Here is a 14185-nt window from a genome sequence, read left to right on the forward strand (position 1 = left end):
AAGATCTGGTTGATCTTAAGGAGAAAAGACAATGAAGATATTGGCCATTAGCGGCAGTTTGCGTAAGGGTTCCTTCAATACCCAACTACTGAAAACGGTTGCAGAGTTTGTCGATCGAGGCACATCGATCGAAGTGTTTGATCTTGCCGATATACCCCTCTACAACGGTGATCTGGATGGTGACACCAAGCCGGCACCGGTGCAGGCTTGGTTGGATGCCATCGCCGATGCCGACGGCATGCTGATCGCCACCCCGGAATACAATTACAGCGTCCCTGGTGTCCTTAAAAATGCCATTGACTGGGCCTCGCGACCGGCATTTAACTCAGTGATGCGCGGCAAGCCCACCGGCGTAATGAGCAGTTCGATGAGCACTCTTGGCGGGGCCCGAGCTCAGGTTCATCTGCGTGACATTCTTGCGGCGACCCTGACGCCAGTGTATCTGGCTCCGGATTTCGCCCTGGCTTCCGCGCATACCGCTTTTAATGAGGAAGGCCGTCTGGTTGATGAGTCTACCCGGGATTTTCTGCAGAAGTACATGACGGGCTATACCCACTGGCTGGCCAGCCAATGACGCACTCCACCGCAACGCTCAACGAGCACATTGCTCAGCCGGTCTTATTCATTCCCCACGGAGCGGGTCCCTGTTTTTTTATGGACTGGACTCCGGCCGATGCCTGGGACGGTATGGCTGCCTTTTTGGGGGGAATAGCGGCGTCGTTGCCGTCTCGCCCTCGTGCGATCTTGCTGATCTCTGCGCACTGGCTGACGCCGGGATTCAGCGTAACAGCGGGCGCAAAACCTGAGTTGATTTTTGACTACTACGGGTTCCCCAGGCATACCTACGAACTCACGTATCCGGCGCCCGGAGCGCCGGCACTGGCTGAGCGAGTTTCGAGCCTGTTGTCGGAGGCGGGACTGACCAGCCATCAAGATAGTCAGCGTGGATTCGATCACGGAATGTTTATACCGCTGAAGCTGATGTTCCCCGATGCCGATATTCCCGTGGTGCAATTGTCTCTGCAAGATGGCCTAGCCCCAGCGGCGCACCTGGCCGCCGGAGAGGCCCTGCAGCCGCTGCGTGAAGACGGCGTACTGATCATCGGTAGCGGCATGAGTTTCCACAATATGCGTGGTTATGGAGACGCAAATTTTACACCGCTCTCGGAGGCTTTCGATGACTGGCTCAGCCAGGCGGTTGCGGCCGATCCCAAGCAGCGTAAGGCAGTACTTCACGACTGGATCAGCGCACCACATGCCCGCCAATGCCATCCACTTGGGGGGGAGGAACACCTGATACCACTGATGGTGGCCGCCGGTGCTGCTGGTCAAGAAATTGGCCGCAAGATCTACTCAGAAAAAGTTTTAAAAACACAGCTTTCAGCCTATCGTTTTGGCTAATACATCTGCTCGACAGAACATTGCCTATATCTGAGAAAGCACAGCAGGAGATTTCGATCTCACAGCCGTTTTGGCAGAATCTTAATTTTTACCAGGCCTGTGGGTGCCTGGCACGTGATTCTCGTGGTCGCTGTGCTTTTTGTGCAAATTTTCCAGTTCTGAGCTGAGCCCTCCCAGAATGCCGCACTCCTGAACCGTGGTGCCACCAGCATTCGAGCAGGCTTTTTGCAGTTGCTCCAGGGTTTGTTCGAGGTTTGCGAGCTCCTTCAACCGGTCGCGCACGTGGCTCAAATGTCGGGCCAGAAGGGCGTCAACTTCATGGCAGTCTGCTTCGGGGTTTTCGGACAGCCGAATCAACTCGCGGATTTCGTCCTGAGTCATATCAAGGTTACGACAACGCTTGATGAACAAAAGACGGTTCAAGTGTGCGTTACGATAAACACGGTAGCCGCTGGCGTCTCGATCCGGCTTTAGCAGCAAACCGATTTTTTCATAATAGCGAATCGTTTCCACGGGAACGGATGCGTGCCCGGATACCTCACCAATTTTCATCACATCGGGTTTCCTGATGGTTGATTTTGCCCGGGAGTTTTACAGGCTGTCCAGGTTGTCCAGCAAATAGTTGGCGCGTTTCAGCAAAGCGTCGCGGCGCTCCGGTTTTTGTTTTTCCCAATTGCGATACATCATAGTCATGCGCGGATTTTTAGCGAACTGATCACGGTGGCGGTCAATAAAGTGCCAATACAGCGAGTTGAACGGGCAAGCGTCGTCTTCGGTGGCTTTCGCCACTTTGTAATGGCAGTTTTTACAGTGGTCTGATTGGCGCTGGATGTACTTACCGCTGGCGGCGTAAGGTTTTGAGCCTAAATAGCCACCGTCGGCGTGCATCACCATGCCCAGCACGTTGGGAAGTTCCACCCAGTCGTAGGCATCCACATAGACCGCCAGATACCAGTCACAAATTTCATCGGGTGTAATGCCGGCCAGCAGGGCGAAGTTGCCGGTCACCATCAAGCGTTGAATGTGGTGGGCATAGCCATTGCGGCGGGTGGCATCAATGGCTTTGTGCATACAGCGCATGCGGGTGTCGCCGGTCCAGTAGAACCCGGGTAGGGCGCGGTCATTGCCCAACTGGTTATTGCGGGCGTACTCGGGCATGTGCAGCCAGTAAATGCCGCGTACAAACTCGCGCCAGCCGACAATTTGACGAATAAATCCTTCCACCGCGTTGATGGGCGCACGCCCAGCGTACCAGGCTTGGGCCGCCTGCTTGCATACGGCAAGCGGGTCTAGCAAGCCGCAGTTTATGTAGGGCGACAATATGGAATGGAACAACCAGTCTTCGTGGTCAGATATCGCGTCTTGGTAGTCGCCAAAGCAGGGCAGGGCGTAGTCAATGAAGTGTTCCAGGGCTTTCTCGGCGTCGGCGGCGGTCACTGCAAAATGAAAGTCGTCGCTGCTGCCAAAATGGTCGCCGAAGTGTTTTTCTACCATGTCGATGACTTCTTGGGTGACGGCATCCGGTTCGATCCGGAACGGCGCTGGAGCAGGTGGTTTGCCCGTCCATTTTTGGCGGTTTTCGGCGTCGTAGTTCCATTCGCCGCCTTCAGGCTTTTGCTCCGGGGTCATCAGTAGCCCGGTTTTGCGCCGCATTTCCCGGTAGAAATATTCCATGCGCAGCTGTTTGCGGCCTTCGGCCCAATCGGCAAATTCTTGTTTAGTTGCAATAAAACGGGTGTCCGGGCGAATTTCTGTCGTTACGCCCAGGGTTTCATGCCACTGGCTGATGATGTTGTGCAGGCGCCATTCGCCGCACTCGGTGGTAATAATGCGCTCGGGTTGGTGGGCCTTTATTTGCTCGGCCATCACCTGTTCCAGGCTTTGCGCCGTGTTATCGGGGTGATAGCGCTGGTAATGCACGCTGTAACCGTCGGCTTCCAACTGGCCAGCAAAATGGCGCATGGCACTGAACAGCAGTATCAGTTTTTTCTTGTGGTGGTTGGTGTAGCTGGCTTCGCTGTGAACTTCCGCCATAACGATTCGGTCGGTATCGCGATCGGCGCCGTCCAGAGCGCTCAGGCCTGGCGTTAGCTGGTCTGCGAGAATCAAAATCAGGTTAGCCATAGTGCTTTGTCCAGACAGTGTGTGTTCCAAAAGGGGTAGCCAACATACTCAATAAGCGCAACAGTCGCGTCATTTCAGGCTTGATACACTGTTGTCATGTTCACAGATGATACGAATCAACATGGCGGCGCTAAAACACGGTTACGATGCCGGTTTACAGTCTGCTTCAAACTCAAGGCGCCCAGAGTCTTTATTTATGGCTTCCACAACCGCAGTTCCGTCTTCTGACACCATTATTCTGCCCGAATTTACCTGGGACGACGCGCTCATTCGCCGCTACGATCTGAGCGGCCCGCGCTATACCTCTTACCCTACGGCGGTGGAATTCAATCAGACGTATCCGATTAACGATATGGTGCAGGCGGCCGCACGCAGCAAGGCCACCGGCCGACCGCTGTCGTTGTACACCCACATCCCGTTTTGCGCGCACCTGTGCTACTACTGCGCGTGCAATAAGGTCATCACCAAGAAGCGTAATAATGCCCAGCCTTATGTGCAGCGCCTGCTGAAAGAAGCGGCCATGCAAGCCAAATTATTCGGTGCTGACCGGCCGGTGAAACAGTTGCACTTGGGCGGCGGCACGCCAACGTTCCTGCCCCGCGATGTAATGCGCGAACTGATGCACGGCTACGGCGAACTGTTCAATCTGCAAACCGATGGCAGTCACGACTACAGTATTGAAATCGATCCCCGTGAAGTGGATGACGACACCCTTTCCACACTGTGGGAGTTGGGCTTTAACCGCATCAGCCTGGGCGTGCAGGATGTAAATTCCCAGGTGCAAAAAGCGGTCAACCGGATACAGCCTAAGGAAATGACCCGCGGGGTGTTGGATGAAGCGCGCCGCCTGGGCTTTGGTTCCATTAACCTGGACCTGATTTACGGTCTGCCGTATCAGACCCCGGACAGCTTTGCGGCAACATTGGAAGAAGTGATCGACATGTCGCCAGATCGGCTGTCGGTGTTCAGCTACGCCCATCTGCCAGAGCGGTTCTACCCGCAAACACGGCTCAAGGGCGACACCATGCCCACGCCGCAGCAAAAGCTGACCATCTTGCACAACACCATTAACCGATTGCTGGATGCCGGTTACGAATACATCGGTATGGACCACTTTGCCAAACCTGATGACAGCCTGGCGCTAGCCCAGCGCGCCGGTCGCCTGCATCGTAATTTTCAGGGTTACACCACCCACTCCGATTGCGATCTGGTGTCGCTGGGTGTGTCGGCCATCGGCCAGACCGACGATGCGTACTTCCAGAACAACCACGATCTGCCATCCTGGGAGGCCGCGATAGATTCAGGTCAGCTGGCGATCACCAAAGGTGTGAACCTGACCCGCGACGACCGCCTGCGGCGCTGGGTTATTGGCCAGCTGATCTGTCAGTTCCGTCTGGATCGTCAGCAATTTGCTGCCGAATGGAACGAAGATTTTGACCGATATTTTGCCGATGAACTGTTACGCCTAAAGCCGATGATGGCCGACGAGCTGATTGCGGATAACGGCTGCGTACTGCAGGTGCAGCCCGCTGGACGGCTGCTTATTCGTGCCATTTGTCAGATTTTTGATGCCTATCGCAAAGAAGGGGCCACTCAGCGGTTTTCGCGAATTATCTGATGTTTATTAGGGCAGCGCTACTCCGGCAGGCCTGCCCTGATGTCTGTTAAAGCAATCTGGAACATAAAAAGGGTGCCTTCATGGCACCCTTTTTATGTTCCAGATTGGTTGTTGCGCAGCTATACTTAGAGCAGATATCTCCTCATCGGAGGTTATGCCATGAACGACAAAGCCTTTCACTTCCTCATGTTGCAACTAGGCCAGCTGACACCCAGCCAGCGGCATCAACTACACCGCTATTTCCAACAGGCCGATACGGGCGCGGCGGACACGCTGCTCGTCGAGCACTCTCCCACCTGCTGTCCGCATTGCCAGGCATCGCGGCTCAGGCCACAATCTGCCGCGTTACCGTTGCGCCCAATGCAGGCGTACTTGCAATCCGTTGACCGGAACTCCGTTGGCACGCCTGCGTAAACGTGAGCAATGGTTCTGCTACGCTCAGGCGCTAATCGACGGCAAAACCGTGCGCCAGGCTGCGACTGAGTGTCACATCAACAAGAACACGGCCTTCTTGTGGCGCCACCGCTTCTTGGCTCTGGTTGCGGGGCATCAGGCTCAACGCGAGTCCGGCATCGTGGAAGCGGATGAGACCCTCTTTCTGGAGTCCTTCAAAGGCCAGCGAAAAATCTCTCGCAAGGCCCGTCAGCGGGGCGGAGTCAGCCTAACTCGCGGAACGGGGCCCGACCAAATTCCAGTGCTGGTGGTGCGTGATCGGACCGGGGAAACCGCAGATTTTATCTTGCCAAAGCTCAATGCCATCGAAGTCAGCCGCGCACTCAAGCCGTTGGTCGCAGCGGATGCCTGCCTCTGTACTGACGGGGCCTCGGTTTATCGGGCTTTTGCGAAAAAAGCGGGAATCGAGCACCAGGCTGTATCTGCTCGCCGGCCCCGTGTCCGCGGTGCTTTTCATATCCAGAACGTCAATGCGTACGACAGTCGATTGAAAAACTGGATGATTCGGTTCCATGGTGTGGCGACCAAATACCTGAAGAACTACTTGGGTTGGCGACGGTTGCTGGAGCGATACCCTGAGCTAACTCCCGAATGCTGTTTGTTGGAAGCAACCGGTCGAGTATCGCAACAACTAATTGGGACATAGCCTACTTGATACACACTCCGTGTGGCACGGATCATTGGTTTGACTTGATCTCGGGTATGGCCATATAAAATCTGTCGGGCAGTATCACACTGCAGCCGTATCAGAGTGTCTGGTTGTCTAATCGCGAGTAGGGCAGAATGCCTTCATGTCCAAAACGCTTGCCCTTCGACAACCCAGAATACTCCTGCTTTCGGCCTATGACGCAGGCAGCCATCGTCGCTGGCGAGAGCAGTTGGTGCTCAGCCAGCCGGAATTTGAATGGCATGTGCTTGCCCTGTCGCCGAGATTTTTCCGCTGGCGGATTCGAGGTAACGCGCTGACCTGGCTGAGCGAGCCGATGTTGAAGGAGCATTGGGACCTGCTGTTAGTGACGTCCATGGTTGATCTGGCGTCAGTTCGGGGTTTTCATCCGAACCTGGCCCATACGCCAGCGTTGCTTTATATGCATGAAAATCAGTTTGCCTATCCGGCATCCGATGGCCAGCACAATAGCATTGATCCTCAAATGGTGAACCTGTACAGCGCTATTGCTGCCGATACCGTGCTGTTCAACAGCGACTGGAACCGGCGTAGCTTTCTTGAGGGTGTTGAGCAACTCTTCCGGCGATTGCCCGATGGTATCCCGGAGGGAACCCTCGAACTCATTTCCGCGAAATCCCGGGTTCTGCCGGTCCCCATCGATGACCCTGTGTTTCTCAGTGAAGCGAAACGCCAGAGTCTTGAGGCGGGCGAGCGTTTATGGCGCAATGGCCTTGAACCCGGGCCTGGTGCATTGCCCCTAAGAATTGTGTGGGCGGCGCGCTGGGAATACGACAAGGGTCCTGACCGGCTGCTTGCGATTCTGCAGGAACTTGAGCGCAGAGCGGTGAGTTTTCAGGTGTGTGTCCTTGGTGAAAGTTTCCGCAAAGTCCCCGAAGCCATGACGACTATTCAACAGCAGTTTGCCCATCGGCTCGTGCAGTTTGGATACGCATCGAGCCGCACCGGGTATTACGAGTGGCTGGGGAGCGCGGACGTGATTCTTTCAACCGCGTTACATGAGTTTCAGGGGCTGGCGGTGCTTGAGGCTGTGGCCGCTGGCTGTGTGCCCATTGTGCCGGCAAGGGAAGCCTACCCGGAGTTGTTTGCACCGGAATACTTGTATCCGGACTGTGGCGACGACATTCCGGCCGAGGCGGCTCATGCAGCGGCGTTGATTGAAAAGCAGGCTATGGATAGCCATGGTGACCGATTAACAGTGCCGGATGTACAGCGTTTCAGCCTCGGCGCATTGAAGCCGGCCTACAAAGCATTACTGTCGGGCGCTATCGCAGAGAACGCGTGAAGCACGGCTATTCGTAACGGTATTGTGTCCAACGTCTCATGTTTTACCCGGCTCTGGGCCGCAGGGTTACATTCCCGAACCTGAAGGTTATAATCGGGCGGCGGCTCAGGATGAGCACGAAAAGACCTCAATCTTCAGGGATCGAAGATATGCCCCAGGCAAACGGACTGCAGTTTACCGCCCATGTTGGCGAACTCCCCTCTGATTTATTTTCCGTTGTCGGCTTCACGCTGACAGAGCGGCTTAGTGAGCTTTTTTACGGCCGCCTTGAGCTGGCCAGTACCAACGCAGACGTTGATGCCTTCAGTGTTTTGGAGCAATCGGTCGTTTTGGTGGTCTGGCAAGACGGTGCGCCCCTTCGCCGCTTCACAGGTGTGGTCAACGAGTTTGCCCGGGGAGGCAGCGGCCACCGCCGTACCCGCTACGAATTGATCATTCAGCCGCCTTTGTGGCGCCTGGAGCTGATGCATAACAGTCGCATATTTCAGACTCAGACCACAGATACGATCGTGCGCACGCTGCTGGAAGAGCGGGGCGTTGTAAACACTATGTTTGATCTTAAACGCACCCCACAGAAACGGGAATACTGCGTACAGCATCGGGAAAGCGATCTGGCATTTATTGAGCGAATGGGTGCAGAGGAAGGTTGGCATTATCGCTACCAGCACGGCAGCGTAGACGGAAACGAACAGCCCGGCCTAATCATTGCCGATCATCACGGCGACGCGCCCCGGCTCGAAGCCGCCGAATATAACGGCAAAGCGGGGGGAAGCACCAAGCAGCCTGCCGTGTTCCGCTTCCGCTTTGAGGAGCGCGTTCGCGTCGCCTCCGTGGCCATGAAAGATTACACCTTCAAGAACCCTGCCTACGCGCAAATGCACGAGCAAAGCGCGGCCAGTCCCAACCAGCGCCAAGACTATCAACACTTCGATTACCCGGGCCGATTCAAGGCCGACGCCAGCGGCCAGCCGTTTACCGAAGCGCGACTGGATGCCCTCAGAAACGACGCCAGCACCGCCAACGGTGAAAGTAACCGCGCAGACTTTACTTGCGGCGCCAAAGTAGCGTTAACCGAGCATAACAGCCCTGACTTAAACCGGGACTGGTTGCTCACAGCCGTCACTCACACCGGCAAACAGCCCCAGGCGCTGCAAGAAGAAGCCGGTTCTGAACCGACCACCTACCACAATGCATTCAGCGCTGTTCCTGCTGACAAAACCTGGCGGCCTTTACCAACACATCGGCCGCGCATGGACGGCCCGCAAATTGCTATCGTCACCGGCCCGGAAGGCGAGGAAATTCATTGCGATGAATTTGGCCGGGTAAAGGTGCGCTTCCCGTGGGATCGTTATTCAGAAAATAACGAACACAGCAGCGCCTGGCTTCGAGTGAGCCAGGGCTGGGCAGGTGGTCAGTACGGTTTTATGGCGATACCGAGAATCGGAAACGAAGTCATTGTTTCCTTTCTGGACGGCGACCCGGATCAGCCCATTATCACCGGGCGGACTTACCACGCCACCAACACGCCGCCTTACGCGCTGCCAGAACACAAAACCCGCACCACTCTGAAAACTCGCACCCACAAGGGCGAAGGCAGCAACGAACTGCGCTTTGAAGATGAAGCAGAAGAGGAGCAGGTTTATGTTCATGCCCAAAAAGACCTGAATCTACTGACGGAAAACAACCGCACCGAAGTGATCAATAACAACAGCCACCTGACCGTTGAGAATGACCGGTTCAGCCACGTAAAAAACAACGACCACATCACCGTTGGCGGCGAAAAGCGCCAGTCCGTTGGAGCCGACAGCAGTAGGAACATTGGCGGAACGTTTCACCAGCAATCAGGCAGCGCCACGCTCAGCGAAGCCGGTACCGAAGTTCACCACAAGGCAGGCTCTAAAGTGGTTATTGACGCAGGTGTCGAAATCACACTGGCCGCCGGCGGCAGCTTCCTGAAGCTTGACTCCAGCGGCGTTACGTTGAGCGGGCCGGGAATCATGATTAACTCTGGGGGGAGCCCTGGAAGTGGTTCCGGGCAGGGTGTTTTGATGCCGGGACTGCCGGAGATGATTGAGGGCGATCAACCCAGTGCGTCTGCGCAAGTGGCTTTGGAAGAGGTGGGGCAGCGGGAAAACGCCCGGGCGATCAATGTTGAATCCCAGGTGGCTGCACTTAGAAAGGGTAATGCAACATGCCCTCTGTGTGAGGAGCAGAGTTCATGAACCAGAGTTGTTGCCCACTTTCTTATTCTCCTTTTGACCATTCACCCTGGCCTGACCCTTCCGCTGTCGGACTTATTCTGGATGGCGTCGCTATTCCACAGCTTGGCAAACACATTTACCAATGGGCTGGCGACCGGCCGATCAGTGCCGAATGCTTGTACGCCGCAACTCGCTGGGAGGTAATGTCAGACTTGTCTCCCTGGCTTGTGTGGTTAAACGGGCCGGAAGACCCGGTACTGCGGGGATTCCTGGAGCAAGGGTCTATGCAAGAGCACGGGTATTTGCTGGTGTCTGCCACAGACCGCGCTACCGTGTCCCGTTGGATGCGGTCTCATCTGCAGATCGAAATGGCGCCAGGTTGTGAAGAGCTGATGCGCATTGCTCATCCGGCGCTGGCTCGGTCGGTAATCGGAAACAATTTGACCGGTTCTGGCCGTAGGGTCGCAGACCGGCTGATTGTTCCGGATCGAATCAGCGAGCAATGGTGCCAGGTTGAACCGCCGGCCGTTCGACCGCCCACAACATCCGCTCAAACCAAAAAAGAGAATGCTTTGCCCCAGTTGAGGGAGGCTTTCAAGGCTTTCAATCGACGCAAAGATGCACTGCAGATATGGGATAGCCTTGATGAACCCGTGCGCAGGCAGTTAGGTGGCCCCCAACTACGTGATGTCTACCCAGCACTTCGAAAAACACTGGATGAGGCACTCGACAATGAGTGCAATAGTTTGCGAGACGCTATGCAGTTTCTGTTTGCAGCGTTGCCTAATCTGACCGGCGGCAATGCCGCCACTGAACCCGCATTCCCGATGGATCAAGGATGAACCATGGCAAGGATACAACGTCCCACTAATGATCGGCAAAGCAGCGATCTGCTTTGCTGGGAGCAGCCGGGCACGCCGATTGATGAGCCCGCTTCCTGCCCATTACTCAAATCCGTTCACCTGCTGCCTGTTCGCTACGGCAGAGTGGAAGTCGCACCTGTCGATACCGATTCAGGCTACCCTTACTCGCTGACCTCCTGCCCGGTGGGTTATCGCCTTCTGAGAAATGGCTATATTTATGTACTGGATGTCAGTGCGGGTGGAAGCGCCGGTGGAGATACAAATAGAGAGAAGCTTCACGAGTATCTGCATAAAGACGGTGAACTGACCGGACATAACGGCGGCAAGTTGGAATACCCGACCTCTCACACGCTGTACGTCGCTTTTTCTGAGATGGCGTGGACAGCGCGGAAAAAATCACAAGTATTGGATGATCCCGAAGAGCGTGATGAGCTGTTACAAAGGGTTGATCTTGCCAGTGCCTCACCGCTGAGTGGCGGCGAATTTCTGCTCACCCCGGATCAGGCGAAGGCGCGGGTTGCCGAATTTGCCGAAGACAATGTTCCGGAGCCAACCGAAGGTGCCCATCCACAAGAAAGCGAATTCTACCACTGGGAAAATCAGCCCTATTACCACAGAAGCCGGTTCGGCAAGCTGATAAAACAACAGAAGATAGACGACACCTCTAACTGTCTCTGTCTGGTTTTGCGGGACGATGTAGGCGTTATGCTGGATCTGGCACAGCATCAGGACGACGTGGTGGGATGGATTGAGAGCTGGGCAGAAGAGGGAAGCAACGAGCGAGACTATTTTTTTGGCACCTTGATTGAGTCAATGACCCTGCTGGACGAACAGGGCTTGGGCTCCATGATGTCCAATTCAGATCACCCTGCTATCGCGTCCATGCGGCAGGATCTGGAAGCTATGTCCGAAAGCGATCGTTCGGATACTCAGTCGGCACTGCTGGCAGCCCTAAAAAGACAAGGAGACGAGCACCGACCTGGCCCCAACGACACGTCGCTTCCTGCTGAGGTTAAATCGAGAGTTGAAGAAATTCGGGCTACAGCCAACCGCACTAACGCTTACAGCATCGTGCCCAAAATGCAGAGAGCGGTGGATGAGTGGTATTTGCGACAGGCGATGAAAGGGGCGCTGCCGGATTTTGTGGATGCCCACATTGAAGGTATTGCCGCTTTGAAGAAAAGTCACCGCGAGCATCTGGAGTCGATTCTTGAAGGACAGGGTTTTGGCAATCGTGGAATCAACGACCTGATTGACCGCGAGACCATGGATCAGTTCATGACAGGCCAGCGAGCGAAACTTGCTCGGTGGCAGTCTTTGTTGACGGCCATAACCAATGACCGTGTACAACTGCTGACAGACAATCGCTACCATCATGCAGCCTGGTATTTTGACCCGAAAGATAAGACGCAGCTCGAGGCAGCACTGGATCTTGAGTACGCTTGCCTTAAAGACATCTGCCGTTCCGATGAGGCGAGCGAGAGCGTGTTGGAGTGGTTGAACACGCACCCTCAATACAGTCGCCCACTGTTCCATACGCTGCCAAAGAACGACCGGTCGGCAGACGGTGAGCTGGCGAAAACCTACGCCATTGTCGGCAACGCTGGCTACGCCGTGGTGACCCGGGCGGCGAATTGGGTGCAAAAAATAAAAGCCGCAGAAAATGGCAAACTGCCGGACTTCATCGACTACTCAAAGCTGATCCAACAAAAAGCAGGTGCAGTGGGAGACACCGTGGCTCCAGCGATTGCCCTTGCCAAGGGGCGTGCTATCGAGAAGTTGTACCAGGCGATTGGAAGCCAGACCTTGCCAGAGCTGGATGATCTTTTCCGAGATCTTCCGTATTTTTTCAAGCGCAGCATGCTGGACGCTATAGACCAGGGCAAGGCGGAATTTCGCGTTGCGTCGCAAGGCGAGTTGGCGACGTTCCGGAACAATCTCACAAAGATGCTGCAGCTTGATCAACAGATGAAACAGCTTCAGAACGACCATGACGTTGCCAAATCAACCCATGGCCATCGCTCCGAAAAAGCCCAGGGGCTGGTGGCTGAGTTCAAAGCAATCCGTGAACAGCACCGTAAAGTCGGTAAACAGGTAGCGGCGGCCCTTAGCCCGGTTGAGGAAATCGACACCGGCCTGAAACTGGAAACAGCCGTTACCGGTCGTGCCGGCCTGACGTTGGTTCTGCCGGCATTGGATCAGCAGGAGCTTGGACGATTGGTGGGGCATTTCCGGCAGGGTTTGGCCTCGGCTCATCGAGTTAACCTGATGGGGGATGGGCTTGGGGTTTTGGTGTTCGTGGCTCAACTGTCGATCTTATGGAATGTTGCTAGCGAACTTGGCTCGGAGTCTGAAAATCCGGAAGATAAACAGCGTCTTTATGAAAGCGCGTTGGCGACTATTGCGGCTGGCTTTCTTGCTTCTCAAGGGTTGATGGACACCGCATACAGTGCCAGGGCTCGGGCGCTGGCGGAGGCATGGCAGCGCAGTGCTGTTGCTGGTGTGCATATCCAAATGGGTAAATTGCATGTTTGGCTTGGTGGTCCCGCCTATCTGTTTGGGGCAATTAGTGCCGGCATTAGTGCCTTAAAACACCAAGAAAACTGGCTGAGGGCGGTCCAGACAGGCAATGCCGAAGCCCAGTTTGGTGCAACATTGGGAATGATTGGCAGTGGGGGGTTGGTCGTTACCAATGCCTATGGGCTATCTCGAACTGGTCAGTCGTTTTTTCAGGTTCTTGCTGCACGGGGGATGGAAAGCAAGGCCGTGGCTTGGGCCACCGCAGGCCGGACTTTGTCCGGTCTCTTTGCCCGCCTGAACGTGGCGGGGCTGGTATTTACGGTTTTCGAATTGGGCGGTACCTGGCTGTACAACCGTTACAACCTTAGCGAGCGGGATAGATGGCTGCAAACTACGCCTTGGTCACTAGAGTCTGAGCGTGTTCACGATAGCTCGCTTGAGGCTTATGCGGAAGCCTTTGCCCGGATTGGCGACAGTGTCACCCTTGATGAGGTGCCTGCGGAAAATGAAGGACCTTCTCGGTTGCAGCTGAGCTGCTACCGTTTACCTCCGGACAGCCTGACCGAACCTTCGGACGGCAAATCGCTCTATCGGGTGTCAATCGCCGCATGGCGAATCCAGCTGGGGAAGCGGGGTATGTTTTCACTTCATCCGGAAACCTGGGTACCCTGCACCGGCGCCATCATTGCTAGCATGGAGCAGCCAGTTGACATTGATCACTTGCAACTGACCTTCAGGCCCCCGGCCCATGAGAAAACCCGGTATGGCACACTCACCAGCGAGCTCAGCCTGATGGTCAAAGTGGAGACGTTACAGGCAAATGGGGCTTACACAGGCTCTGTGTATATGCTGAAGGTGACTCCTGACAGCCGGTACCCCTTGACTCCCATACAAGAGGCACCGAAAGCGGAGATCAACTGGCGGCAACTCCGCCAGCCACTCATAGCAATGGATAGCTTTTGATGAATCCGAAAAATGCCCAATCAGAGCAAACATCTCGCGCGGGGCGTTCCGAGCCCTTCCCGAGCGGCCGGC

The 14185-nt window shown here is 55.4% G+C and carries 9 protein-coding genes and 1 pseudogene; 8 read left to right on the top strand and 2 right to left on the bottom strand.

Annotated elements, in window-relative coordinates; genetic code table 11:
* Positions 1-31 precede the first annotated feature (31 nt).
* Positions 32-574 carry an NADPH-dependent FMN reductase gene (locus MIH18_RS17330; protein ID WP_249013070.1) on the top strand — a complete coding sequence of 181 codons (543 nt, stop codon included), beginning with the start codon at positions 32-34 and terminating at the stop codon, positions 572-574.
* Positions 571-1401, top strand: a complete 831-nt coding sequence (locus MIH18_RS17335; RefSeq protein WP_249013071.1) for a class III extradiol ring-cleavage dioxygenase — start codon at positions 571-573, stop codon at positions 1399-1401. Before MIH18_RS17330 ends, MIH18_RS17335 begins: the two co-directional genes overlap by 4 nt.
* Before the next feature lie 81 nt (positions 1402-1482).
* Here the strand turns inward: MIH18_RS17335 and MIH18_RS17340 are convergent, their stop codons facing one another.
* Positions 1483-1953: a Cd(II)/Pb(II)-responsive transcriptional regulator gene (locus MIH18_RS17340; protein WP_249009047.1), complete on the bottom strand. Its 471-nt coding sequence runs from the start codon at positions 1951-1953 to the stop codon at positions 1483-1485.
* Positions 1954-1992: 39 nt separating this feature from the next.
* On the bottom strand, positions 1993-3525 hold the full coding sequence (locus tag MIH18_RS17345) for a cryptochrome/photolyase family protein (RefSeq protein ID WP_249013072.1): 1533 nt from the start codon (positions 3523-3525) through the stop codon (positions 1993-1995).
* A gap of 196 nt (positions 3526-3721) precedes the next feature.
* On the opposite strand from MIH18_RS17345, the gene hemN reads away from it, so the two are divergent.
* From hemN to MIH18_RS17375, 6 genes and pseudogenes are all read left to right on the top strand, one after another.
* The gene (hemN, locus tag MIH18_RS17350; RefSeq protein ID WP_249013073.1) at positions 3722-5143 is read left to right on the top strand and encodes an oxygen-independent coproporphyrinogen III oxidase; all 1422 of its coding nucleotides are present in this window, start codon (positions 3722-3724) and stop codon (positions 5141-5143) included.
* A 159-nt stretch (positions 5144-5302) separates the two neighbouring features.
* A pseudogene (locus MIH18_RS17355) lies at positions 5303-6242 on the top strand (IS1595 family transposase).
* Between the two features lie 145 nt (positions 6243-6387).
* Complete coding sequence (locus MIH18_RS17360; RefSeq protein WP_249013074.1) at positions 6388-7566, top strand: DUF3524 domain-containing protein; 1179 nt, start codon at positions 6388-6390, stop codon at positions 7564-7566.
* 149 nt (positions 7567-7715) lie between these two features.
* Entirely contained in the window at positions 7716-9788 is a 2073-nt protein-coding gene (gene tssI / locus MIH18_RS17365; protein ID WP_249013075.1) for a type VI secretion system tip protein TssI/VgrG, read from the top strand.
* Positions 9785-10609, top strand: coding sequence for a DUF4123 domain-containing protein (locus tag MIH18_RS17370; RefSeq protein ID WP_249013076.1), 825 nt, complete (start codon positions 9785-9787; stop codon positions 10607-10609). Before tssI ends, MIH18_RS17370 begins: the two co-directional genes overlap by 4 nt.
* Before the next feature lie 3 nt (positions 10610-10612).
* On the top strand, positions 10613-14113 hold the full coding sequence (locus MIH18_RS17375; protein WP_249013077.1) for a toxin VasX: 3501 nt from the start codon (positions 10613-10615) through the stop codon (positions 14111-14113).
* The last annotated feature ends 72 nt before the right edge of the window (positions 14114-14185 follow it).

The organism is Marinobacter sp. M3C (assembly GCF_023311895.1).
In the GTDB taxonomy this organism is placed as follows: domain Bacteria; phylum Pseudomonadota; class Gammaproteobacteria; order Pseudomonadales; family Oleiphilaceae; genus Marinobacter.